The 26,170-nt window shown below is 69.0% G+C and carries 16 protein-coding genes; 9 read left to right on the forward strand and 7 right to left on the reverse strand.

What is annotated here, in order from left to right; genetic code table 11:
- Positions 1-3: 3 nt before the first annotated feature.
- Positions 4-801: an ABC transporter permease gene (locus tag H0264_RS32050; RefSeq protein WP_181581007.1), complete on the forward strand. Its 798-nt coding sequence runs from the start codon at positions 4-6 to the stop codon at positions 799-801.
- Here H0264_RS32050 and H0264_RS32055 read toward each other — a convergent pair whose 3' ends face one another.
- The 4 genes from H0264_RS32055 to H0264_RS32070 form a co-directional block, all read right to left on the reverse strand.
- The gene (locus tag H0264_RS32055) at positions 802-1,155 is read right to left on the reverse strand and encodes a hypothetical protein (RefSeq protein WP_181581008.1); all 354 of its coding nucleotides are present in this window, start codon (positions 1,153-1,155) and stop codon (positions 802-804) included. It abuts the gene before it with no gap.
- The gene (locus H0264_RS32060) at positions 1,152-1,547 is read right to left on the reverse strand and encodes a hypothetical protein (protein ID WP_220139879.1); all 396 of its coding nucleotides are present in this window, start codon (positions 1,545-1,547) and stop codon (positions 1,152-1,154) included. The genes H0264_RS32055 and H0264_RS32060 overlap by 4 nt, the downstream gene beginning before the upstream one ends.
- Before the next feature lie 112 nt (positions 1,548-1,659).
- Positions 1,660-2,034, reverse strand: coding sequence for a hypothetical protein (locus tag H0264_RS32065; RefSeq protein WP_181581009.1), 375 nt, complete (start codon positions 2,032-2,034; stop codon positions 1,660-1,662).
- A 300-nt stretch (positions 2,035-2,334) separates the two neighbouring features.
- Entirely contained in the window at positions 2,335-2,694 is a 360-nt protein-coding gene (locus H0264_RS32070; protein ID WP_181585986.1) for a DUF4254 domain-containing protein, read from the reverse strand.
- A 262-nt stretch (positions 2,695-2,956) separates the two neighbouring features.
- On the opposite strand from H0264_RS32070, the gene H0264_RS32075 reads away from it, so the two are divergent.
- The 8 genes from H0264_RS32075 (at position 2,957) to H0264_RS32110 (ending at position 21,966) form a co-directional block, all read left to right on the forward strand.
- On the forward strand, positions 2,957-3,817 hold the full coding sequence (locus H0264_RS32075; protein WP_181581010.1) for a helix-turn-helix domain-containing protein: 861 nt from the start codon (positions 2,957-2,959) through the stop codon (positions 3,815-3,817).
- Between the two features lie 175 nt (positions 3,818-3,992).
- Positions 3,993-4,457 carry an AMP-binding protein gene (locus tag H0264_RS32080; RefSeq protein WP_181581011.1) on the forward strand — a complete coding sequence of 155 codons (465 nt, stop codon included), beginning with the start codon at positions 3,993-3,995 and terminating at the stop codon, positions 4,455-4,457.
- Positions 4,458-4,491: 34 nt separating this feature from the next.
- Positions 4,492-18,246, forward strand: coding sequence for a non-ribosomal peptide synthetase (locus tag H0264_RS32085; protein WP_181581012.1), 13,755 nt, complete (start codon positions 4,492-4,494; stop codon positions 18,244-18,246).
- Positions 18,243-19,259 carry an ATP-binding cassette domain-containing protein gene (locus H0264_RS32090; RefSeq protein WP_181581013.1) on the forward strand — a complete coding sequence of 339 codons (1,017 nt, stop codon included), beginning with the start codon at positions 18,243-18,245 and terminating at the stop codon, positions 19,257-19,259. Before H0264_RS32085 ends, H0264_RS32090 begins: the two co-directional genes overlap by 4 nt.
- Entirely contained in the window at positions 19,256-20,107 is an 852-nt protein-coding gene (locus H0264_RS32095; RefSeq protein WP_244976014.1) for an ABC-2 transporter permease, read from the forward strand. The genes H0264_RS32090 and H0264_RS32095 overlap by 4 nt, the downstream gene beginning before the upstream one ends.
- A gap of 1 nt (position 20,108) precedes the next feature.
- Positions 20,109-20,933 carry an ABC transporter permease gene (locus tag H0264_RS32100; protein ID WP_181581014.1) on the forward strand — a complete coding sequence of 275 codons (825 nt, stop codon included), beginning with the start codon at positions 20,109-20,111 and terminating at the stop codon, positions 20,931-20,933.
- Positions 20,934-21,057: 124 nt separating this feature from the next.
- Complete coding sequence (locus H0264_RS32105; RefSeq protein ID WP_420832123.1) at positions 21,058-21,567, forward strand: peroxynitrite isomerase; 510 nt, start codon at positions 21,058-21,060, stop codon at positions 21,565-21,567.
- Positions 21,568-21,777: 210 nt separating this feature from the next.
- The gene (locus H0264_RS32110) at positions 21,778-21,966 is read left to right on the forward strand and encodes a hypothetical protein (protein WP_181581016.1); all 189 of its coding nucleotides are present in this window, start codon (positions 21,778-21,780) and stop codon (positions 21,964-21,966) included.
- A gap of 107 nt (positions 21,967-22,073) precedes the next feature.
- Here the strand turns inward: H0264_RS32110 and H0264_RS32115 are convergent, their stop codons facing one another.
- From H0264_RS32115 to ispG, 3 genes are all read right to left on the reverse strand, one after another.
- Positions 22,074-23,870 (reverse strand): penicillin-binding transpeptidase domain-containing protein, encoded by a 1,797-nt coding sequence (locus H0264_RS32115; protein WP_181581017.1) that lies wholly within the window; start codon positions 23,868-23,870, stop codon positions 22,074-22,076.
- A 98-nt stretch (positions 23,871-23,968) separates the two neighbouring features.
- Positions 23,969-24,832: a GNAT family N-acetyltransferase gene (locus tag H0264_RS32120; protein ID WP_181581018.1), complete on the reverse strand. Its 864-nt coding sequence runs from the start codon at positions 24,830-24,832 to the stop codon at positions 23,969-23,971.
- A gap of 107 nt (positions 24,833-24,939) precedes the next feature.
- Complete coding sequence (gene ispG / locus H0264_RS32125) at positions 24,940-26,073, reverse strand: flavodoxin-dependent (E)-4-hydroxy-3-methylbut-2-enyl-diphosphate synthase (RefSeq protein WP_420832124.1); 1,134 nt, start codon at positions 26,071-26,073, stop codon at positions 24,940-24,942.
- Positions 26,074-26,170 lie beyond the last annotated feature (97 nt).

Below are 26,170 nucleotides of genomic sequence, written 5' to 3' on the forward strand. Positions count from 1 at the left end.
ACCGTGCTGGTCTGGACTCGCCGCGGCCGCGCCGCCGTGCTCGCCGTGTTCGCGCTGGTGGTCGGCGTGGTGTTCGTGGCCCCGATCGCCACCGTGGTGGCCGCCGCGCTGGCCGGACGCTGGAACGGGCCGCTCCCTTCGGAACTCGGCTTCGCCAACTTCGGCCGCGCCCTCTCCGGTGAGCAGGCCGCCAGCCTCTCGGTGAGCCTGCAAACCGCGCTGCTGGCCGGTGGGCTGGCCCTGGTCCTCGGCACCTGGGCGGCGCTGGCCTCCCGCGAGGCCCCGGAGTGGTTGCGCCGCAGCACCGATGCCGTCTTCCACATCCCGGTCGCCGTCCCCTCGGTGGCCATCGGCCTGGGCGTCCTCATCGCCTTCAACGAGCAGCCGCTCCTGCTCGGCGGCACCAAATGGATTGTCATCCTGGCCCACACGGTCCTGGTCCTGGCCTACGCCTTCTCCGGCGTCTCCGCCGCCCTCGACCGCCTCGACCCCGGCTACCAGCAGGCCGCCGAATCCCTCGGCGCGGGCCCGGTCCGAGTCCTGTTCCGCATCACCCTCCCCCTGCTCCTGCCCGCCCTCGGCGCGGCAGCGGGCCTGGCGGTCGCCCTCTCCATGGGCGAACTGGGCGCGACGATCATGGTCTACCCCGCCACCTGGAAAACCCTGCCCGTCACCATTTTCGCCGAAACCGACCGCGGCGAAGTCTTCGACGCCGCCGCCAGCACCACCCTCCTGGTCCTGGTAACCCTGCTGGCCCTGGTCATCCTCGGCCGCCTGAAGGGCCGCGCCGCCCTGCGCTGATCACTCGGTCTGCTTCGGATGCCCGACACCCGCATACGTTATCCACGCGGTCCTGCGGGCATCGTCGACGAGAAGCCAGATTCGGCCTCCGCCAGTCACTTCGAACTGCCAGCGCTCGAGCATCGCGCCCTTCCACGTCGCGGTGCCGAGCGCACCCTTGAGTCGATGGTGACGATCCGGATTGACCGGCGAACGCGGATCGGCGCGGATCGCCTCGAACGCCCGGCGTAGGGCAGCGGGCACCTGCCGAGCCAGCTCCTCCCAGCCTGTCACGGCTTCGGTCGTGGCGAAACGGATCTCGTACTCAGGTTCGACTGCGGGCGGTGCGGCTCGATCCCCTCGCTTCGGGCTCATGCATCGCCCTCCGGAGGTTCCGGTATCGGCACCTCGCCGAGATCACCCTCGGGTTCCCGGGTGAGCAAGGCCAGAAGTGCTGGGTCCGCGTGGATTTCAGCGGTATGACGCCATTGCGTGAGCAGGGTGGCGAGCGGTGCCAAGTTCTCGAGCGACGCCGCGCCCTGCGCGACATCCACGAGTTCGACGACGAATCGATCGACGTCGGTCTCGGGGAGGAACGTCACCCACGGCAGCGCGTCCGGCAGCACTTCCCGGACCGCACCGGCACCGAGCCGACGCACCAGACCACCCAGCAAGCGCGACGTGAAATCGACAACAGCTCCTTCGGCATCGAGCTGTTCGACTCGCATCAGCGCCAAGTCACCAGCATCACGCCGACGCAGACGCAACGCGCGTACCCGATCCAACCGGATTCACAGCAGGAAAGGCCACTCGGGCATATACGGTGATTGGGCCGGTACCGGGATCGGTACCGGCCCAATCGGTTTCCCCGAGGAGGGATCAGCTCGGGGAGTCGAGGCCCGCGCGGGCTGCGAGGAGGGCGCGGGAGTGGGTGGTGTCGGAGTGTTGGATGAGGCCGGCGGCCAGGAGGTAGGCGGCGGCCATGCGGGTGGCCGAGAGTTGGAGGGTGGACAGGGTGGTGGTGAGTTCTGTTGCCTTGGCGGCGAATCCGGTGCGCAATTGGGCCGAGGAGGGGAACGCGCCGAAGCCGGACGGGGTGGCCGCCGCGGTGACGTGCGCGATCTGCGGGTCCAGGGCGTCCGCGAATCGCAGGAAGTTCGCGGCGCACTCGCGTGCGCACGCGACATCCATACGGAAGGTCCCGCCCAGCGCCTGCTGGTACAGCCTTTCGGCTGATTCCTCCCCCGCTTCCACGATCGAACTCCATCCGCTCGTTGTGAAATACGTTTGGCACCCGCAATTTCGCGTACGGGACACCCTGCGTTCGAGAGAAATGCAAATGTTCGAGAAGAAGCGAGGTGCAGGGCGGGCGTGCCGCGCCAGTCGACCACGCGGCACGCCGGGCGGGGCGCCCCGTTGCGCCCGCCGTCTTGTGGCGGGCGACGTCTAACGGTTCGGGCGAGCTATTGGTCGGATAGCCCGGCCCGAGTTGACGTCACCGCTGACGATCAATGACTCGGTGGCAATGCATCAATTGTGTCAATGCATTTGGAATCATTGTTCTGGTAAACGGCGACGGCCTCCGGCCACGTCGAATACGAGATCAGTGTAGCCGTCGACGAGTTCGGCGAGATGGTACCAGTGTTTATGGGTATTATCGCTGGCCGCGCCCTCATGGTCTATCACCTGATTGGCTTCGACCCAGCTCCGGGCCATGCGATCCACAACGGCCCCCAGGCTTTCGGTGTGCAACGCAGCCCCGTTGCGATGCTGCGGCAGTTCCTGTCCCACCCAGTCGTTGATATCGTCGACGAGTTCACTCCGGCGGCAATCGATCTCGGAAACCAGCATGGGATCCCGTACCTGGGCGCGGCGTTCGTGCAACTCCGCGAGCGCGTGCGCCGAGCGCAGCAGGACTCGATCTTGAAATCGCCTGCCCTGGAAGGCACAGAGCAATTGGGGAGCCGTGGGGAGTCCACCCGCTATCGATGTGGTCATCTCGACTCCCCCGCCACGCCCCACAACATCACTAATCGCACCAACATGATTGGTCTCCGGATTCAGCTATACCGCTCATCGGATCGGTTGTTCACGAATAGGCTAGCTGGATCATGCTCTTACAAATGCAAGAACGCAATACTGCGTTCTAGGTAGTGCGCAAGGCGAAAGGGTTGTCATGGCTGGGAAGCGCACCGTGCTTACCGTCCGTTTGCGCAGACTCGCGGCAATGCTGCACGAGATGCGCGAGACCGCGGGTCTCAGCAAAGAGGTGGTCAGCAGCAAGACCGGTATCAACGTCACCACGCTGTACCGCATCGAAACCGCTCAGGCCAGGCCACAGCGCCGCACGCTGACCGCGATGCTGGACCTCTACAAGATCGGCGAACCACAGCGTTCAGATGCCTTGCAGTTGCTGGTGGACGCGCTCAAGCCCGGCATGGCGCGCTCGTTCGAGGACGCCGTCTCCGAGGTGTACGGCGCCTACATCAACTTCGAAGCCGAGGCGCTCTCGGCGCGGTTCTTCCAATCCACCTACATCCCGGGCCTGCTACAGACCTCCGCCTACGCCGACGCCGTCTACGACACCACCATGCCCAAGATCTCGGAACAGGTGCGGGAACAGCGAATTCGCGCCCGCATTGAGCGTTCGCGGGTACTCACCAAGGACGATCCGCTGGAACTGTGGGTGGTGCTCGACGAGGCCGTCATCCGGCGGCTGGTCGGCGGGCCGGCCGTCATGCGCGAACAGTTCGACCAGCTCGTCATGCACACCGAGAAGCGCAATGTGATCCTGCAGATCCTGCCCTTCGACGCCGGCGCACACCCCGGGATGCTGGGATCCTTCACCCTGCTGGACTTTCCCGACCCCGCCGACCCGGAGCTGGTGTACGTGGAGGGCATCGCCAGCGACGAACTCATCGAGGGCCACCCCGAGGTCCGCCGCTACGGGGTGATGTTCGATCAGTTGCGGGCCATGGCGCTGAGCCCGCGCGACTCGCTGAACATGATCCAGCAGACCATGATGACGCTCGGCTGAGCCCGGCCCCTGATCTTGGACAACTGATCTTCCACCCACCCTGGGTGGCACATCCATCACCCTCGGAGCGGTGATCGGCAGCACATAGGTTGCTGTCTGATCGAACCGGATGCGACGACAGTGGGATACATCCCGAACAGCACCACACAGTCGCACTTCCGAGAGGATGATATCGATGTGCAAGCAGCTCGAATCGCCGGTCGCCACCCTCGTTCCGCTGCGGGTGAGCGCGGAGTCTCCTGCACCGCACACCGATCCCGCCGCCGTCGCGGTCACCGCCGGCAATGTCACGCTGACCTACGCCGAACTCGATCGCTGGTCGAATCGCCTGGCGCGCATGCTGCTCCGCCTCGGCGCGCACCCGGGCGCCCGCGTCGCGATCGCGGAGACCCCGCAGCTGGAGTCGATCGTGGCCCGCCTGGCCATTGCCAAGACCGGCGCCACCCCCGTTCCGTTCGCCACCGAAACCTCCTCTGCCCGAGTGGATTTCGGTGTCACCACGAAGGCCGGCCGGGATCGGGTCACCGATTCGAGCCGCTGGCTGGTGCTGGACGAGCGCGACACCCTCGTGCAGTACCTGACCGGCTCCGACGCGCCGCTCACCGACGCGGAGCTCCATCGGACGCGGATCGCTTCCTGACCCGTCCGAAATACACCAGCACGCAGGATGTTTCATGGCTTTCAGCTCTGCCCTGTCCAGCTCTGCCCGGCCCGCATCCCCCGCGCTGCCACCCGAGGCCTTCGCGCTCTCCGCGGCGCAACGCGGCATCTGGTTCGCCCAGCACCTCGCCGGTGACACCCCGGTCTCCATAGCCCAGTACGTCGAACTCGCGGGGGCCGTCGATGTCGGCCTGCTCGCGGACGCGGCCCGCCGGGCCGGGCGCGAATTCGGCACCGGCTACCTCCGGTTGCTCGAGATCGACGAGCTGCCCTGGCAGGTGGTGGACACCAGCCTCGACGACACCATCGACACCATCGACCTGACCGGCGAGCCCGACCCCGAGGCCGCCGCACAGGCGTGGATGCGTGCGGAATACACTGCGCCCCTTGACATGACGCGCGACCGGCTGTGCCAGGTCGCCATGTTGAAGGTGGGGCCGGACCGATGGTACTGGTACTCGCGCTTCCATCACATTCTGCTCGACGGCGTCGGCGCGCTCACCATGCTGCAGCGCACCGGCGAGCTGTACAACGCCGCCATCGCCGGACGGGAAGCGCCCGCCGGGAAGGCCGAGGCGCTGCAGAAGATCGTGGAAGCCGATGTGGCGTACCGGGATTCGGACAAGCTGGCCGCCGATCGCGAGTACTGGAAAGAGCATCTGGCCGGGATGGCCGAGCCCGCCTGCCTGGGCAAGCGCACCGGAGCCGTGGACGCGCACCCCCGCCTGCTGAGCGGGGCGCTGCCCGATAGCACGGCGGCCCTGCTGGATTCGCTCACCGCCGACCTCTCGACCAGCGCCGCACCCGTGGTGGTGGCGGCCTTCGCCGCGTTCGTGGGCGCCATGACCGGCAGCGGGGAGATCGTGCTGAGCCTGCCGGTGTCCGGGCGGACCACCGCGGCGCTGCGGCGCTCGGGCGGCATGGTGGCCAATGTGGTGCCGCTGCGCCTGCGGCCGACGCCGACCGCCACCGTGGGGGATCTGATCAAGGCCACCCAGGGGGAACTGACCGCGGCGCTGCGGCGGCAGCGGTACCGGCAGGAGGACATCTTCCGCGACCTCGGCTGGGCCATGGACGAGGTGGCCGGATTCGGGCCGACGGTGAACCTCATGCTGGCCGACACCCGCATCCGGCTCGGCGGGGTGACCGGGCAGCTCAATGTGCTGACCTCGGGGTTGATCGACGATCTGTTCGTGAACGTGTACCCGGGAGTGGGCGGGGAGCGCACCCACATCGACTTCCAGGCGAACCCGAACCGGTACGGGGAGAGCGAGCTGGCGTCACTGCACGCGCGGTTCCTGGACTTCCTGCACCGGTTCCTCGCGGACGGGGCCGCCACGCGACTGTCCTCCGTCGTCGCGGTATCGGAACATGAACGCGTACAGCTGGTTCCGGCGCACGGACGGCAGCGGACGCGGGCGCGCACGCTGGCCGAGATCCTCAACGGCGGGGCCGAGCGGGAACCCTCGGCCATCGGCATGCGGGTCGACGGGACCGTCTTCACCTATCGCGAGATCACCGACTACTGCAATCGACTGGCGCGGGTACTGATCGACGCCGGAGCGGGACCCGAACGGGCCGTGGCGATCTCGATTCCGCGGTCGGCGGAGTCGGTGCTGGCCATGTGGGCGGTCGCACAGACCGGGGCGGCGTTCGTGCCCATCGACCCCGGGTATCCGGCGGATCGGATCGAGCACATGATCCGGGACAGCGGCGTGGTGGCCGGAGTGACGGTGGCCGGATCGCGCGCGGCGCTGCCCGACCGGGTGCGCTGGCTGACCCTCGACGAGGCCGCGACCGAAAAGGCCATGGCGGCAGCGTCTTCCGCGCCCGTGACCGATGCGGACCGGCCTGCGCCGACGCGGGTGGATCAACTCGCCTACCTCATCTACACCTCCGGGTCGACCGGGCTGCCCAAGGGCGTCGGCGTCACCCATCGCGGGCTCGCCAACCTGGTGACCGGATCCGGTGCGGCCTTCGGTGTCGGCTCCGATGCCGTTGTGGCGCACGCGGTTTCCCCGAGCTTCGATATCTCGGTGGAGGAACTGCTGGTCGCGTTCGCGGTCGGCGCGACGGTGGCCGTGGTGCCGCCCTCGGCCTACGCGGGCGAAGACCTGGCGCGGGTGCTGCGCACCCTCGAAGTCACGCACCTGAATGTGACTCCCGCCGTTGCCGGTTCGCTCGAACCCGCCACACTCCCCCGGCTGCGCACCGTCGTGGTCGGTGGCGACGCCTGCCCACCGGAACTGCCCGTCCGGTGGGCCGGGCGCTGCGTCCTCAATGGATACGGGCCGACCGAGACCACGGTCACCGCGACCCTCAGCTCACCCCTGTCGCCGAACGAACCCATCACCATCGGGCGGCCCTCGCGCGGGACCGGCGCGGTCGTGCTCGACCCGTGGTTGCGGCCGGTCCCGCCCGGTGTCACGGGCGAGCTGTACCTGTTCGGCGATGGCGTGGCGCGCGGCTACCACCAGCGCATCGGGCTCACCGCACAGCGATTCGTGGCCAATCCCTTCGAACCCGGCACCCGCATGTACCGCACCGGAGACCTGGTGCGCTGGCGGCAGCGCGGGGTGCGCATGGACCTCGAGTTCGCGGGCCGCGACGACACTCAGGTGAAGGTGCGCGGCTTCCGCATCGAACTCGGCGAGGTGGACGCGGCCGTGGCGCGGCATCCCGGCGTCGAGGTCGCCATCACCGTGGGCGCGACCACCCCGGCCGGGGCCACCGCGCTCGTGTCCTATGTACTCGCCTCCCCGGACCTGCCGGTCGATCCCGAGGCCGTGAAAATTACGGTCGGACAGTTGCTTCCGGCGCACATGGTGCCCGCCGCGGTCATGGTCCTGGACACCCTGCCCCTGACCCCCGCCGGCAAGGTGGACCGGCGCGCGCTGCCCGAACCCGAATTCGGCGCGCGCGCTCTCACCGGCCGCGCCGCCGCCACCGAACGCGAACGCATCCTGGCCCGCCTCTTCGAAGAGGTCCTCGGCCAGGAATCCGTCGGCGCGGACGACAACTTCTTCGCCCTCGGCGGCGACAGCATCGTCGCCATCCAGCTGGTCGCCCGCGCCAAAACCGCCGGCCTGTCCCTGCGCGCCCGAGACGTGTTCGAGCACAAGACCGTTGCCGCCCTGGCCGCCATCGCAGGCGACGCCTCCGCGCCCGTGGTCCACGAACTGCCCGGCGGCGCGATCGGCCCGACCACCCTCACCCCCATCGTGCACGCCATGCTCGAGCACGACGGCGACAGCTGGAAACGCTTCGCCCAGGCCGTCCTCATCCCCCTGCCCGCCGACATCGACCGCACCGGCCTGACCACCGCGGTGCAAACCGTCCTCGACCGCCACGATCTCCTGCGCAGCACGCTGACCCGCCCCGCCGGGCACACACCGGCACAGCACGAGAACCGCTCCGGTACACGGGCAACACGCACCACACCGCGCGACCAGCGCGCACCGCACGGCACGGCCACCACCTCTGGAAGCAATGGTGCGACACGAACAGTCGACCGCGCCGCCATGCCCGAATGGGAGTGGATGGTTGGCGTGCCGGGGTCGGTGCGCGCCACCGACCTCATCGAAATCGTGGACGTCGCGGCGAACGGCGATGCCGAAGTCGAATTGCAGCGGGCCGCGGACCGGCTCGATCCCACTGCGGGCGTCGTGGCGCGGTTCGTGCTCCTCGAGCGTGCGGGGACCGGGCCGCTGCTGTGGGTGGTGCTGCATCATCTCGTCACCGATGGGGTGAGCTGGCGGATTCTGCTGCCGGATCTGGCTGCCGCGTGGGCGGGGGCTCCGCTCGCACCGGTCGGGACCTCGTTCCGGCGGTGGGCGCATGGGCAGGCCGAGCAGGCTGCCGCGCGCGGGGGCGAATTGGCGCTGTGGCAGCGGATTCTCGAGACGCCGGATCCGCCGCTGGATACTCGGCGGCTCGATCCCAAGGTCGATACGGCGGCCACCATGGCACGGGTCGAGACCGTCATCGATCCCGAAACTACGTCGGCGGCTTTGGAACTCGTGCCGGAGCGGTTCCATTGCGGGGCCGATGACGCATTGCTCACCGCGCTCGCACTGGCTGCGAGCCGGTGGCGGGAGCAGCAGGGGAAACGCGCGGGGCAACGGACTCTCCTCACGCTCGAAGGGCATGGGCGCGAGGAAGCGATCCTGCCGGGGGCCGATATCTCACGGACCATCGGGTGGTTCACCAGTGTGTATCCGGTGGGACTGGATCTGACCGGGATCGATATCGCCGATGCCTTCCGGGGTGGACCGGCAGCGGGAGCCGCGCTCAAGGCTGTGAAGGAGCAGCTGCGGGCGATTCCGGACAAGGGTGTCGGGTACGGCATGCTGCGGTATCTGAACGCCGAAACCGCTCCGGCGCTGGCGAATACGCCTGCGCCGCAGTTGAGCTTCAACTATCTGGGGCGGACCGGGATGTCCGGAGCGCCCGCGGACGGCGGCGAAACCGTGTGGTTGCCGAGCCGGTTCACCGCCACCCAGGGCGATGACGCGCCGCTGGAAGCCGTCATCGATATCAATGCGCTGCACACCGATGCGGGGCTCGAGGTCACGTGGGCGTACGCGTCGCGGCTGCTCGGGGAGCGGCAGGTGCGGGAGTTCGCGGGGCTGTGGGCGCAGGCATTGGCCGGGATCACCGAGCATGCGCGGCGGGCGGGGGCCGGTGGCCATACGCCCTCGGACTTCCCGCTGGTGAGCGTCGCGCAGGCCCAGATCGACGGGTGGGAGCGGGACTACCCGGGGCTCAGCGAGGTGTGGCCGCTGTCGCCCTTGCAGTACGGGCTGCTGTTCCACGCGCGATACGACACCGACACCTCCGACGAGTACACGGTGCAGACGCGGCTGTCCCTCGCGGGGCGGGTGGACGCGGTCAAACTGCGCACAGCCGCGCGAGAGCTGCTGGCACGGCATGATGTGCTGCGCGTTGCGTTCACCGAAACACCGGACGGGCCGGTGCAATTGGTCGTCGACAGTAGCGAATTGCCTTGGCACGAGGTCGATCTCACCGGAATCGCGGAGCCCGGCGAGCGGCAGCGGGAACTGGAGCGGCTCGTCGCGGTCGACGCGGGGACGCGGTTCGATCTGGCGCGGCCGCCACTGCTGCGGTTCCTGCTGGTGCGCACCGAGGCCGAGGCGTACACGCTGCTCATGACCAATCACCATCTGGTGCTGGATGGTTGGTCGACGCCGCTCGTGGTGCGGGAACTGCTGGCCGGGTACCTCGGCGCGGTCACCGGGCAGGCGATTCCGGCCACGGCGGTGCCCTCGTACCGGGAATTCCTGGGCTGGCTGGCCGAACAGGACGATGCCGCCTCCATGGCGGCGTGGACCGAGGCGCTGGCCGGGGTCGATACGCCGACCCGCGCCGTGCCGAGTCTCGCGGGCATCGAATCCACCGAATCCGGCATGGTGACCGTCGATTTCAGCGCCGACTCGCTGGCCAAGCTGGAGAGCACCGTGCGCGCGGCCGGAGCCACCGTGAACACCGGCGTGCAGGCCGCCTGGGCGCTGCTGCTGGCCATGCTCACCGGGCGCACCGATGTGGTGTTCGGCGGCACCGTCTCCGGGCGGCCGCCACAGCTGGCCGGTGTGGAGGACATGGTCGGGCTGTTCATCAACACGCTGCCGGTGCGGGTGCGGCTCGACCCCGCGGAACGGGTGTCGGATCTGCTGGCGCGGGTGCAGAGCGAACAAGCCAGGCTGCTCGACCATCAGCATGTGGGGCTGGCGGCCATCCATCAGGCCGTCGGACTGCCCGAACTGTTCGACACCCTCACCGTTTTCGAGTCGTACCCGATCGACCGCGAGACCCTGTCACAGGCCCTCGACATCGCCGGGATGCGGATTCTCGACGTGTCCGGCACCGATGCCACGCCATATCCGTTGAACCTCATGGTGATTCCGCAGCGCGGCGCGGACGGCAGTGAGAGCCTGCAGATCTCGATCAAGTTCATGGCAGACCAGCTGCCCGAGACCGGGGCGCGGCGACTGCTCGAACGATTCGTGTTCCTGCTCAACCAGATTGCCGTCAATCCCGGGCGGCGCACGGCACAACTACAGCACTGTGAGCCCGCCGAACGCCGGGCCCTGCTGCCGGTGCGCGGCGGCGATCCGGTGCCCATGCGCACCCTGCCCGATATTCTCGCCGCCGGCGCCCGGGTGAATCCGGACGGGATCGCCATCGTGTCCGGCACGCTCACCATGACCTACCGTGACCTCGACGCCTGGTCCAACCGGTTCGCGCGGCTGCTGCTCGGCCGGGGCGTGGGCCGCGAGGTATTCGTGGTGCTGGCACTGACGCGCTCGGTGGAATCCGTGGTGGCCGTGTGGGCGCTGGCCAAGACCGGGGCGGCGTTCCTGCCGCTGGACCCGAACTATCCGGTGGAACGCATCGAGCACATTCTCACCGACTCCCGCGCGCCCATCGGCGTCACCGTGTGCGCGGTCGGCGAAACCCTGCCGGGCACCATCGACTGGCTGCTGCTCGACGACCTGTCCACCATCCGCCGCGTCATGACCGTGTCCGACGCGCCCATCACCGATGCCGAACGCGGCGGGCCCATCATGCTCGGGCAGACCGCGTACCTCATCTACACCTCGGGGTCCACCGGCAAGCCGAAGGCCGTGCTGGTCAGCCATCGCGGCCTGTCGAATATCGTTGCCTCGCAACAGCGTCTGCTGGATCTGGATCACACGGCCAGCGCATTGCAGGTGGCCTCGCCCAGCTTCGACGCCTCCGTGCACGAACTGCTCATGGCGCACGCCCTCGGCGGGCGGCTGGTGGTGTCGCCACCGGATGTGTACGGCGGCAGCGAACTGGAGGAACTGCTGCGCGAACAGCAGGTCACCCACGCCACCATCACACCGTCGGTGCTGGCCACCATGAACCCGAACGGACTGCCGGATCTGCGCAATCTCGCGGTCGCCGGTGAAGCCGCGGGCACCGAACTGGTGGCCGCCTGGTCGGCCGAGCGGCGCATGGTGAACCTGTACGGGCCAACGGAATTCAGCATCTGGGCGACCGGGCCGGGCGAACTGCGCGCCGGGGAACCCATCACCATCGGCGGGCCCATCGACGGGGCCGGGGCCATGGTGCTCGACACCTGGCTGCGGCCGGTGCCGCTCGGCGTCTCCGGCGAACTGTATCTGGCCGGACCGGCCTTGGCGCGCGGATACTTCAACCGGTACTCGCTCACCGCCGCCCGGTTCATCGCCAACCCCTACGGTGCGCCCGGCACCCGCATGTACCGCACCGGAGACATGGTGCGCTGGGTCGAGACGAAGAACGCCGAAGGCGTGCGGCTGGAACTGGAATACCTGGGGCGCAGCGACTTCCAGGTCAAGATCCGGGGTCTGCGCATCGAACTCGGCGAGATCGACGCGGTGCTGTCGGCCGACGAGCAGGTGGAGTACGCGGCCACCATCGGCGCACCCGGACCCGGCGGACAGACCGTGCTGGTGTCGTATGTGGTCGGGCTGCGCGGGCAGCGGCTCGACACCGAGGGACTGCGCAATCGGGTCGCCTCGGCACTGCCCGGCTACATGGTGCCCAGCTACATCATCGAACTCGACGACGTGCCGCTCACCCCGGTCGGCAAACTCGACCGGAACGCCCTGCCCGCACCGGATTTCGCGAGCCTGAACGAACGCTACCTGGCTCCGCGCACCCCCGTGGAGACGGCGGTGGCGCGCGTGTTCGCCGACGTGCTCGGGACCGACCGGGTCAGCATCGACCGGTCCTTCTTCGAACTGGGCGGCAACTCGCTCAGCGCCACACGCGTGGTGGCACGGGTGAATTCGGCGCTCGGGGCGACCGTGGCGCTGCGGGATCTGTTCGACGCGCCCACCGTGGCACAGCTGTCGGCGCGGGTCGTGCCCGCCGGAGACCTGCCCGGACGGCCGGCGCTGGCGGCCCGCATCCGGCCCGACCGGGTGCCCTTGTCGCCCGCGCAGCAACGCATGTGGGTGCTCAACCGGATGGACACCGGATCGGCGGCCTACAACATCATGGCGGCGCTGCGGCTCACCGGCGAACTCGACCGGGATGCCCTGCGCCAGGCCGTGATCGACGTGGTGACACGGCACGAGACGCTGCGCACCATCTACCCCGCCGATGCCGACGGGCCGCGACAGGTCGTGCTCAGCGCCGACGCCGGAGCACCCGAACTGCGCTATGCCGACACCGAAGACGGTGCGGCACTGCGGCATCGGATCGAAGAGCTGACCGCCACCGGATTCGATCTCACCCGGGAAGCGCCCCTGCGCGCCGGACTGTTCCGGATCGACGAGCGGACGCATGTGGTGGTGCTGGTGGTCCATCACATCAGCGCCGACGGCACCTCCATGGCGCCGCTGGCCACCGACCTCATGACCGCCTATGTGGCGCGCAGCACCGGCAGCGCGCCCGGGTGGGAACCGCTGCGGGTGCAGTACGCCGACTACGCACTGTGGCATCGGGAACTGCTGGGCGCGGAACAAGACGCCGAATCCGTTGCCGCCCAGCAGGTCCGGTACTGGAGCGAGAAACTCGCCCACACGCCCGACGCGCTGGAACTGCCCGCCGACCGGCCACGACCGGCGGTGCAGAGCATGCGCAGCGTCGACGTGCCGTTCACCGTGGACGCCGAAACACACAGTGCGCTGGTCGAATTGGCACAGCAGACCGACACCAGCCTGTTCATGGTGGTGCACGCCGCGCTCGCGGTGCTGCTGTCGCGGCTGGCGGGCACACCCGACGTGCTGGTCGGCACCGCCATCGCCGGACGCGGGGACGCCGCGCTCGATGATCTGGTCGGCATGTTCGTCAATACCCTGGCACTGCGCACACCGGTCGATCCCAGCAGCGATTTCCGCAGCTTCCTGGCGGGCGTGCGCACCACCGATCTGGATGCCTTCGGACATGCCGACGTGCCGTTCGAACGCCTGGTCCAGGTGCTCGATCCGGCGCGGTCGACCGCACACCATCCGCTGTTCCAGGTGTCGCTGTCGCTGCAGAACTTCACCCCGCCCGTGCTGGAACTGCCCGGACTGCGCGTGGAAGTCGAACCGGTGCAACGCGATACCTCACAGTTCGACCTCGGTCTCGAACTGCGCGAGCCGCTGCCGGGCGGGGAACCCACCGGGCTCGACGGCACACTCACCTACGCCACCGACCTGTTCGACGCGGGCACCGCGGCACTGCTGCTCACCCGCTGGCGGCGCATCCTCGCCGCCGTCACCGCGAATCCCGATGTGCGACTGTCGGATATCGACCTGCTCGACGAGAGCGAACGCGGCGCCCTGGTGCCGCTGCGCGGACCCCGGCACTCCGGGAACATGACGCTGCCCTACCTGCTGTCCACCACGGCACGGGTGCGGCCGGGACATCCGGCCATCGTCGCCGACGGGCGGGTCATCACCTACGCGGAACTCGAAGCCGCCTCCGACCGGCTGGCCGATCGCCTCACCGCACACGGCGCCCGCCCGGAAACAGTTGTCGCCCTCGCCCTCTCGCGCGGTGCAGACCTGCTCATCGCGATCTGGGCCACGGCCAAATCCGGTGCGGCCTTCCTGCCCATCGACCCGCGCCACCCGCTGGACCGCATCGACCACATGCTCACCGACTCCGGCGCGATCCTGGGCCTGACCAACGCCGAACACCGGCCCCTGCTGCCCGATACGATCCGCTGGCTGCCGCCCGGCCGCGACGACGGGCCGCACACCGGCGAGCACCGCCGCGTGTCCCGTCCGGGCCACCCGCAACCCCCGCAGCGGCCCGGCGAACACCGAGCCATGCCGCGACCGGGTGAACGGCAGCCCATGTCACGCCCGCACGAGCGACAGCCCGCGGCCTTCGGGGCCACCCGGAAGCTGCCACCGCCGGTGGTGCGGCGCGAACCGCGGCCGGAGCATCCGGCGTGGCTGATCTACACCTCCGGATCGACCGGGACGCCCAAGGGTGTCGCGGTGTCCCATCGCGGTCTCGCGGATCTGGTGACCGCGCAGCGGCAGGTGCTGCAACTCGACGGATACTCGCGCGTATTGCAGGTGGCCTCACCCAGTTTCGATGCCTCCGCCTTCGAGGCGCTCATGGCGTTCGGGGCCGGCGGGACCGCCGTCGTCGCGCCGCCGGACGTGTTCGGCGGTGACGCGCTGTCGGATCTCATCGCGGCGCATCGGGTCACGCACATGGTGATCACGCCGTCCGCGCTGGCGACCATGGATCCCGCCCGGGTGTCCAGCGTGCGCATGCTGGCGGTGGCCGGTGAGGCCATCGGACCCGAGCTGGTGCAGCGGTGGGCGCAGGGGCGCATGCTCATGAACCTCTACGGTCCGACCGAATTCACCATCTGGGCAACGGTTTCCGAGCCACTGCGGGCCGAACAGCCGGTCACCATCGGGCGGCCGATCCGAGGCGGGGCCACCCTGGTGCTGGACGACCGGCTGCGGCCGGTGCCCATGGGCGTGGCCGGTGAGCTGTACCTGGCCGGGCCCGCGCTGGCGCGCGGCTATCACAACCGGTCCGCGCTCACGGCGGGACGGTTCACCGCCAATCCGTACGGTGCGCCGGGTGAGCGCATGTACCGCACCGGCGACCTGGTGCGGTGGACCGGCGGGCTCGGCGCGCCGAAGCTGGAATACCTGGGGCGCACCGACTTCCAGGTGAAGGTACGCGGCCAGCGCATCGAACTCGGCGAGATCGACGCCGTGCTGGCCCGCGCCGAGAACGTGGAATTCGCGGTGACACTGGGCGTTGCGGGACCGGGCGGCGGGACCGCGCTGGCGGCCTACCTGCTGCCGGAACCCGGTGCGCACCTAGATGTCTCGGCCGTCCGCGCGCACGCCGCCGACCGGCTGCCCGGCTACATGGTGCCCTCGGCCTTCGTGGTCCTCGACGCCATCCCGCTCAATGCCGTCGGCAAGCTCGACCGCAAGGCCCTGCCCGCACCGGTGTTCGAGGCCGAAACCGAATACCGCGCGCCCAGCACACCCACCGAAACGGTGCTCGCCGGGATCGTGGCGGAACTGCTGGGCCGCAAGCGGATCGGCGTGCACGACTCGTTCTTCGCCCTCGGCGGCGACAGCATCCTCGCCATCCAGCTGGTGTCCCGGGCGCGGCTGCGCGGCCTCGAACTCACCCCGCTGCAGATCTTCGAGCATCGCACCGTCGCGGCCCTGGCCGCCCTGGCCGACGAGGCCGGGGAGGCGATCGTCCTGGAGGAACTCCCCGGCGGCGGCGTGGGCGATATTCCGCTCACCCCGATCGTGCAGTGGATGACCGAACGCGGCGGCGACCACGGCAGATTCGCGCAGACCGCCGTGCTCGAGATGCCCGCCGGCATCACCCGCGAACAGGTTGTCGCCACCGTCACCGCGGTCGTCGACAAACACGACATGCTGCGCGCCCGCCTGCACCGCGAAGGCGACACCTGGCGACTGCACACCCGCGAGCCCGGCTCCGTCGACGTGGACGCACTGCTGCACCGCATCGAGTTCAATGCCGCGGGCAGCGACGAGCTGCGCCAGTACGCGGCCACCGAACTCGACGCCGCCATGGATCGACTCGACCCGGCCGCGGGCACCGTCCTGCAACTGGTGTGGCTCGACCCGGTCGAACCGGCGCTGCGCACCGGAATGACCCAGCGCGTGAGCACAACCCAATTCCCCACCACGACACAGCGTCTCGGCGCAGCCCACACCGGCACACTGCGACGCGTCGGCGCGGGCGAGACCGGCACCATGCAGCGCGTCGCGCTGGACGAGCGCACCCTCACCGATCGGATGGGTGCGGCCGAACGGCTCGGTTCGGGGCCGCGTTCAGGGGTCGGAACACACTCGGGGACCGCACAGCGGACCGGGCGGCGCACCGGGCGATTGATCCTGGTGGCGCACCATCTCGTGATAGATGGTGTGTCCTGGCGGATTCTGGTGCCGGATCTGATCGCGGCCTGGGCGCAGCTGTCGGGCGGAGCCACCCCGACGCTGCCGGATACCGGCACGTCCATGCGGCGGTGGGCGCACGCCCTCCAGGAGGAGGCGCACAGCGACAAGCGGGTGGGCGAACTGGAGTACTGGCGGGCACTGGCGCAGACGCCGGATCCGCTGATCGGGCCGCGCGAACTGGATCCGGCCGTGGATCGGGTGGGCACGGTGCGGGCCGTGGACGTGGAGGTGTCCGAGACCGTCACGAACGCGCTGCTGACCACCCTGCCCGGATTGTTCGACGGGACAGTCGAAGACGCGCTGCTGGCCGCGCTCGCGCTGGCCGTGTCGCATTGGCGCGCACCGGATCGGGGCGAGGAACCCGACTCCGTGCTCATCCGGTTGGAAGGACACGGGCGGCAGCAGGAAATCGTTCCGGGAGCCGACCTTTCGCGCACGCTCGGCTGGTTCACCACGCTGTACCCGGTGCGACTGGATCTGCCCGCGCTCGATCTCGACGACGCGCTCACCGGCGGGCCCGCCATGGGTGAGGCCATTCGAGCCGTGAAGCACCAGCTGCTCGACATCCCGGACAAGGGCATCGGATTCGGGCTGCTGCGGTACCTCAACGCCGACACCGCGCGCCAATTCCCGCGAAAGTTGCCGGGGCGCATCGGATTCAACTATCTCGGCCGCTACGCCACCGCCGACATCCCCGCCGGGCTGGAGGGGCTCGGCTGGCTGCCCACCGAGGATCTCGGCGACCTGCACGCGGGCGAACACCCGGAGGTGCCGGTCAATGCCGAGATCGAGATCAATGCGGTGGTCGCGGGTGACCGGCTGCAGGCCACCTTCACCTATCCCGAAACGCTGCTGGCGCGACAGGATGTCGACGCGCTGGCGCAGCTGTGGATCGAAGCCCTCATGGCCGCAGCCGAATTCGCCGACACCCCGGACGCCCGGGAGGCCGCGGCCGCCGAAGCCGCGCACATGGCGGAACTGGAGCGGACCCGCGCCGAGGCGGAACTCGCCGCAGCACAACCGGATTCCACCCCCGGCCTGGGTCTGGACGTGGTGCTGCCGATCCGGCTCGACGGACAGGAACCCGCCCTGTTCTGCATCCACCCGTCCTCCGGCATCGCCTGGACCTATCTGGGCCTGGCCGAACAGCTGAACCCCGGCCGGCCCATCTACGGCCTGCAGGCCCCGGACCTGTCCGGCGAACCGCACGCCCGCAGCATCGACGACTTCGCCGAGCGCTACGTGCACGAAATCCGCAGGCTGCAACCGGAAGGCCCGTACCACCTGCTCGGCTGGTCCTTCGGCGGGCTCATCGCGCACGCCGTCGCCGCCAAGCTGCGGGAGCAGGGCGCGGAACTGGGCACCCTGGCACTGCTCGACCCGGACAGCACCGACCTCGACGGCTCCAGCGTCGAAAAGCTCACGGCCGGTTCGTTCATCGCCACCTTCGGCGCGGTGTTCGGCATCTCCGACGTGCCGCCCGACGCCACCGCCGAAGAGGCCGCCGCGCTGATTCGCGAACGCATGGGCGGAGTCTCGCTGGTCGACGCGGAAACGCTGGAACGGATGGCGGCCTCCTACAACGCCTCCGCCGACACCCGCACCGGCTACCAGCGACCCGTATTCCACGGGGACGCACTGTATTTCCACGCCACCATCCAGGGCGCGGAAGACCCGGCGATCTTCGGTGCGGGCCCGTGGCGGGCCTGGATCACCGGACAGATCACCAACTACGACATCGAGGCCACGCACGAGGGGCTCACGGCGCCGCACGCTCTGGCGGAGATAGCTCGCATCCTCGACGAACACCTGGGAGGAACGCAGTGACCACAGAACGGGGCGCGGACGGCGTGATCGTCGAGGGCGTCGAGAAATCATTCGGAACCGTGAAAGCCTTGCGCGGCATCGACTTCAAGGCCGCGCCGGGCGAAGTGCTCGGCATCCTCGGCCCCAACGGCGCAGGGAAGACGACCACCGTCAACATCCTGTCCACCCTCATCGCACCCGACGCCGGGCGCGCGCGGGTGGCCGGGCACGACGTGGTCTCCGACGCTGCGGCGGTGCGGCGCAGCATCATGCTGACCGGACAGTTCGCCGCCCTCGACGACGCGCTCAGCGGCTACGAGAACCTGGTCATGTTCGGCCGGCTCATGGGGCTGCGCAAACGCGCCGCCAAGGCCCGCGCCGACGAACTCATCGGCGAATTCGACCTCACCGCCGCCGCCGGCCGCCGCGTCGGCACCTACTCCGGCGGCATGCGGCGGCGCATCGACATCGCCTGCGGGCTGGTGGTGCGACCGGAGGTGGTGTTCCTCGACGAACCCACCACCGGACTGGATCCCCGCAGCCGCCAAGGGGTGTGGGATCTGGTCGGCGGATTCCGCAAGCACGGCATCACCACCCTGCTCACCACCCAGTACCTCGAAGAGGCCGACGCGCTCTGCGACCGCATCATCGTCATCGACCACGGCGTGGTCATCGCCGACGGCACCGCCGACGAACTCAAATCCCGCACCGGCGGCAGCTACTGCGAGGTGGTGCCGCTGCGCACCGCCGACCTGCCCGCCATCGCCCTCGCACTCGGGGATCTGCTGCCCGCCACGACACGCGAAGTGCTGACCCCCGATTCGGACCGCATCGCCATCCCGGCCCCCGAGGGCGCGAAAACCCTCGCCGAGGCCCTGCGCCGATTGGACAGCGCCGGAATGGAATTGGTGGACATCGCGCTGCGCCGCCCCTCCCTCGACGACGTATTCCTTTCCCTCACCGGACATATGACGGAGAAACCGGAACCCAACGGGCACCCCAGCGACGCCCAGCTGCGCAAGGCCCAGTCGTGACCGCCGCGACCGCCACCACCGACGCGTGGCTCACCAGCATCCGCGCCACACCCTCCACACTGCGGCAGTGGTGGGTGCTCACCGTGCGACTCATCGTGCCGTCGGTGACCACCGGCGAAATCCTGACCGCGATCCTGGCCCCGGCCACCTTCACGATCAGCTTCTACATTCCGCTCAATCGCGTGATGACCTTCTCCGGCACCGGATTCAGCAGCTACGCGCAGTTCATGGCGCCCATCGTCATCCTGCAGGCCGCCGCCTTCACCGCCATCTCCGCCGCCTTCCGCGCCGCCACCGACATGGTGTCCGGTCTGGACCGGCGCTTCGACGCCATGCCCATGCACCCGCTGGTGCCGACCGCGGCGCGCATGTCCGCCAATATCTTCCGCGCCGCCGTGGCCATGGTGTCGGCGCTCATCTCGGCGCACGTCATCGGCTTCCGGTTCTACGGCGGCTGGGCGCACACCCTCGGCTTCGTCGGACTGGGCATGCTCATCGCGTTCGCCTTCAACCTCGGCGCCGACGTGATCGGCACCGTCACCAAGAGCCCCGAAGCCACCACCCAGATGCTGGTGCTGCCGCCGCTCATCCTCGGCATGCTCTCCACCGGGCTCTCGCCGGTCAAGCAATTCCCGCAGTGGGTACAGCCTTTCGTGCGCAATCAGCCCGTCTCGCAATTCGCCGACGGCCTGCGCGCGCTCGGCGGCGACACCGTGCTGTTCAACGGCAAACCCAGCCAGGTCGCCGAAGTGACCTGGCCGCTCATGACACCGCCGCTGCTGTGGGCCGCCGCCATCATCGTCGTCTCGCTGTACTTCACCGTCCGGCTGAACATGAAGAGGACGTGACATGACCGCCATCGACCAGCGCGTCGACACCGCCGACACCATCGACGCCCCCGAGCACTCACCGCTGGCCCTGGTGCGCCACACCTGGATTCAAACCATGCGGCTGCTGCTGCGGTGGGTCCGCGACCCCATCACCCTGCTCGAAACCCTCATCGTGCCGTGCCTGCTGCTGCTCATGCTCGACATCGTGGTGGGCGGGGCCATCGAACGCTTCACCCACCGCAACGCGCTCTACGGGTCGGTGCCCATGGTGGCGCTGGTGGGCGCGTTGTCGGGGACCGTGGCCTCCGGCGTCATGCTCGGGCGCGAACGCGACGCCGGACTGCTGGCCCGATTCTGGGTGCTGCCCGTGCACCGGGCCTCCGGGCTGTCGGCGCGCATTCTCGCCGAGGGCGTGCGCATCTTCGGCGGCACCATCGTCATCGTGCTGTTCGCCTCGCTGCTCGGCTTCCGGTTCCAGCAGGGCGTGCTCGCGGCGGCCGGATTCCTGGTGGTGCCGGTGCTGTTCGGGCTCGCCTTCGCCACGCTCGTCACCGCCATCGCCGTGTTCACCGCCAAATCCACGCTGGTCGAGGCCATTGCCATCGTGACCTCGCTGCTCATGTTCTTCAGCACCGGATTCGTTCCGCTGGAGGCGTATCCGGAGTGGATTCAGCCCGTCGTGCGCTGGCAACCCATGTCGGTCACGGTCGACACCATGCGGGCGCTGTCGGAGGAAGGCGCGCTCGCCGGGCCGCTCACCTGGACCATCGTCTGGTGTGTGGGCCTGATCGCGCTGTTCGCGGTGCCCGCCGCCTACGGCTACAAACGGGCCAGCCGCCGCTGAATCCCCGCCCCGGCCGTTCCATTCCCCTTACGCATCCAACCAATCCCCGAATCCAGCCCCCTTTCCGTAAATAGTCGCCCGGCGGCGCGTCGACCGGCCGCCGGAACGCGTTGCGCGGATTAAGCTGGCCGCCGTGCTCGAACCCAACACCCCCGTCGCGCCCCACCCCGATATCGCTCATCTCGCCCCGCTGCTGGGCACCTGGCGCGGCTCCGGGAGTGGGGAGTATCCGACCATCGACTCCTTCGATTACCTGGAGGAAGTGCACTTCGGACACGTCGGCCGCCCGTTCCTCACCTATCGGCAGCGCACCCGCTCCGCCGACGGCAGCCGGCCCATGCACGCCGAGACCGGATACCTACGCGCCATCGGCGGCGACCGGGTCGAACTGATCCTGGCCCACCCGACCGGCATCACCGAGATCTGCGAGGGCAAGCTCGTCACCGAAAACGACGGGCTGCGAATCGAACTGGACTCCACCTCGATCGGCCGCAGCAGCACCGCCAAGTCGGTGACCGCGCTGGGCCGCACCTTCGAGCTCGCCGGGAACACACTCGGCTACACGCTGCGCATGGCCGCGGTGGAACAACCGCTGCAGCATCATCTGGCGGCCACCCTGCACCGGGAGAACTGACCCGGAAAATCGCATCGCATTTCCCTCCGGTGACCTGCATCACTTTCCTAACGGACGTGTGCTGAGTCACTCGAGAGGGTTGCCTGGGGCATGGGAGCCGGATTACCGTTCCTTGCGTTGGCAAACATTCAGCCAACCCTCATGAGCACCGGCCATCCGAAACCGACCGTTCGGATCTCCTGAACTCATCCCCACACAAGGGAGTGCGATATGAAGCGTTCGGCCCTTTTGCTAGTCACCACCGCCGGCATGATCCTCGCCGGCGCCGGCGCCACCGAAATGCTGGGAGACCACTCCTCCGGCGTTCCCACCGTGAAAACCCTGGCGCAGCAACGCTTCGTCGCCCAAGACATCCACGGGGAGATCACCCAGGCCGCCTGCCTCCGCAGCGACCGCTGAGCTGTGCTTTTCCCAGGGGCTCCGCCCCCGGACCCCCGGAATCGGGGGCGCTGCCCCCGGCCCCCGTTACGGGGCGGGGTTTATCGCGGGAATTGTGGTGATGGTGCTCAGTAGCCTGCGGGCAGTGCCGTGAGCATGTCCCGGGTCACCGCCACCGCATTGTCGGAACTGCCGCCGCGGACCACCAGTGTCGCGAAGGCCATATCGCCGCGGTAACCGACGAACCAGGCGTGCGAACCACCCTCCACCTCGGCCTCACCGGTCTTGCCGTACACCTCGCCCTGATCGCGAATCCGTTCGGCCGTACCGCCGAGCACCACCTTGCGCATCATCTCGCGCAAACCGTCCACCACCTTCGGGGACAGCTGCGGGCGCTCACCCTCGACTGTGGTCGGGTGCCCGGAGATGAGATACGGGGTGGGCGTCGAACCATTGGCCACCGTCGCCGCCACCAGCGCCGCCCCGAACGGGCTCACCAGCACCTTGCCCTGACCGATGCCGTCCTCGGCGCGCTGCACCAGCTCATCGTCGCGCGGCACCGAACCCGACACCGTCGGCAGGCCCGCCACCGTGTAGTCCGGGCCGATGCCCATGGCCGCCGCGGCCGTGCGCAGGTCCTCACCGCCCAGCTCCGAGGCGATCTTGGCGAAGGCCGTGTTGCAGGAGCGCTCGTAGGCCGTCGCCATGGGCACGTCACCGACGGTGAAGAGGTTGTAGTTGGGAATCGTGCGCTCCCCCACCACGATCCGGCTCGGGCACGGCACCACCGTGTCGGGGGTGGCGTGCCCGGCGGTCATGGCGGCGGCGGCCGTGACCGTCTTGAAGATCGAGCCCGGCGGATACATGCCGGAGGCGGCCACCGGGCCGTCGGCATCGGCCGCCTCGTTCTGGGCGATGGCCAGGATCGCGCCCGTGGACGGCTGCAGCACCACCATCATGGCCTGCTCCTGGCGCAGGTCCACGGCGCGCTGCGCGGCCGTCTGGACGTAGCGGTCGATGCTCAGCGAGAACGACGGGGAAGCCTGCGGTTCAACCTCTTTCAGCACGTCGGTGTCCGCGCCATTGGCATTGACGGTGACGACGCTCCAACCCGATTTGCCGTCCACCTCGTCGATGATGGTCTTGTGCACCTGGGTCATCAGGTCCGGGGCGAAATGGCGGTCGGTGGGGACCATGTCCCACTGCTTGGTGAAGCTGACGCCGGGCAGGCCCAGCAGGTCGGCACTCACCTGCTCGAACTCCCACTCCGACAGGATCGCCACCTGATACGCGCCGCCGTCGGCCTTGCGGGCGGCGTCCAGGATCGCGTCGGCGGTGAACTTCTTCTCGTCGAAACGCTGCAGGGCCGTGGCGAGGGCGGCGGCCACGGCGGCCGGATCCGAGGTGGCGGCACCGGATTTGAAGGCGACGCGGTAGACGGTGCCCGGCACCAGCACGTCACTGCCGGAGCGCTCGTTCACGCGGGCCTGCGGGGCGGCGGTGGAGCGCAACTGCATGGACTGCGTATTGCCCAGGCGCGGATGGATGTTCGCCGAGGTCCAGCGCACCGACCAGCGGCCGTCGGCGCGGCCCATCTGAAGCTGACCGGAGTAGGTCCAGACGCGGTCCTTGGGCAGCCGCCACTCGTAGGTGTAGTCCACGGTGGCGGTGTCGCCGGTGACGCGGGCATCGCCGGTGTGCGCGGTGAGCTGCTCGGCCTGCAGGTTGTCCCAGGCGGAACCGAGTGCGGCAGCGGCCTTTTCGGGCTGGTTGGTGAGGCCCGCCGCCGCCTCCACATCGTGGTCGGCGAAGGCGGAGAGGAAGGCGTCGGCGGCCTGCGCCGGACCCTGCGGGCGCGACGCGCAACCGGCAGCGGCTACCGAGACGACCGCGGCGAGCAGCAAGGTGAGGACCCGTGTTGACATCGGCACAGATGCTAGAGCCAACTGTCAGCAAACAGGCGCGACACACTGTAGGAGAACAGATTTCGCGCTTACATCACATATCGGACAGCAGTCGCGAATCAGTCCAGCAGCACGGTCGCGAAGGTCGCGATCTGCCGGAAACCGACATTCGCGTAGGCGCGGCGGGCGATCTCGTTGTAGCAGTTCACGTAGAGACTGGCGGTGCGGCCGGAGGCGACCACCACATTCGCCACGGCGGCGGTGCCCCCGGTGCCGTAGCCCTGACCTCGGTACTCGGGGTGCACCCAGACGCCCTGGATCTGGCCGGTGCGGCGGGACAGCGCACCCACCTCGGCCTTGAACACCACTTCGCCGTCCTCGAATCTGGCCCAGGCGCGACCGGATTCGATGAGGCTCTGCACGCGACGACGGTAGGCCCGGCCGCCGTCACCGGCGCGCGGATCGACGCCGATCTCCTCGGTGAACATGGCGACCGCGGCGACCAGATAGCGGTCCAGCTCCTCCGGGCGCACCCGGCGCACCTTCAGATCCGGGGTCACCGTGGCCGTGCCCTCGAGGGCCAAGAGCGGTTGATCGTCGCGCAGTTCGCGCGCGGGGCCCCAGTGCTCGGCGAGCAGGTCCCACAGCGGCAGCGCGAGTTCGCGGCGGCCGACCACCGAGGAGCAGACGCGCGGGCCGCGCACCGCGCGCTCGGCGAAGGCCCGCATATCGTCCGGGCCGCCGCGCAGCGGAACGAGATTCGCACCGGAGAAACACAGGGATTCACCCGGACCGCCGCGGCTCCACAGCTCGCCGTAGACGCCGCGGGCATCCAAACCGAACTCCTGCAAACGCGCAGCGACCATGCAGGTCGCCACCGGATCGCCATCGAGAACGCGCAATACCTGGGTCAGATCGCGGTTCACCAGCTGACGAGCACCGGACGCCTTGGTCCGCCGAGTCGGCTCCAGCACACTCCGCACGTTCACAGCCTGCCAGAAGTTCGGAGAACGTGCCGGATTATCGCGGGTGCGCGCACCCCGACCAGGGCTTCGGTGAACGGTCCCCGGCCGGAGTACACGGTGTTTGCTCAGCCGGCGGTGACGACCGGCGCGCCGCTGCCCGCGTCCTCACCCATCTCCTCGGCGAGGCGCATGGCCTCCTCGATGAGGGTTTCGACGATGAGGTGTTCGGGCACGGTCTTGATGACCTCGCCCTTGACGAAGATCTGGCCGCGGCCGTTGCCCGAGGCGACACCGAGGTCGGCCTCGCGGGCTTCACCGGGACCGTTGACGACACAGCCCATGACGGCCACCCGCAGCGGGACCTCCATGCCTTCCAGGCCGGCGGTGACCTCGTTGGCCAGGGTGTACACATCGACCTGCGCGCGACCGCACGACGGACAGGACACGATCTCGAGCTTGCGGGGGCGCAGGTTCAGCGACTGCAGGATCTGACCGCCGACCTTCACCTCTTCGGCCGGAGGCGCCGACAGCGACACCCGAATGGTGTCGCCGATGCCCTGGGACAGCAGCGCACCGAACGCGGTCGCGGACTTGATGGTGCCCTGGAAGGCGGGACCGGCCTCGGTCACGCCCAGATGCAGCGGGTAGTCGCACTGGGCGGCGAGCTGACGGTAGGCCTCGACCATGACCACCGGGTCGTTGTGCTTGACCGAGATCTTGATGTCGCCGAAGCCGTGCTCCTCGAACAGCGAGGCTTCCCACAGCGCCGATTCCACCAGCGCCTCGGGGGTGGCCTTGCCGTACTTGGCCATCATGCGCTTGTCGAGCGAGCCCGCGTTGACGCCGATGCGGATCGGGATGCCCGCCGCGCCGGCCGCCTTGGCGACCTCCTTGACGCGGCCGTCGAATTCCTTGATATTGCCCGGGTTCACGCGCACCGCGGCACAGCCGGCGTCGATCGCGGCGAAAATGTATTTGGGCTGGAAGTGGATGTCGGCGATCACCGGGATGCCCGATTTCTTGGCGATGATCGGCAGCGCGTCCGCGTCCTCCTGGCGCGGGCACGCGACTCTGACGATGTCGCAGCCCGACGCGGTCAACTCCGCGATCTGCTGCAGGGTGGCGTTCACGTCATGGGTCTTGGTGGTGGTCATCGACTGGACCGACACGGGGAAATCACTGCCCACCCCGACATTGCCCACCATCAACTGGCGCGTCTTACGCCGCGGCGCGAGGACGGCCGCCGGCGCGGACGGCATCCCCAATGCGATGGCACTGCTCACGATCGGTTGCCTACTTTCGTCATGTCCTCACCCTTCCGGTCCCGAGTCTAGTAATGCCCGGATACCGGTCGCC

The sequence above is a fragment of the Nocardia huaxiensis genome (assembly GCF_013744875.1).
Taxonomy (GTDB): Bacteria; Actinomycetota; Actinomycetes; order Mycobacteriales; family Mycobacteriaceae; genus Nocardia; species Nocardia huaxiensis.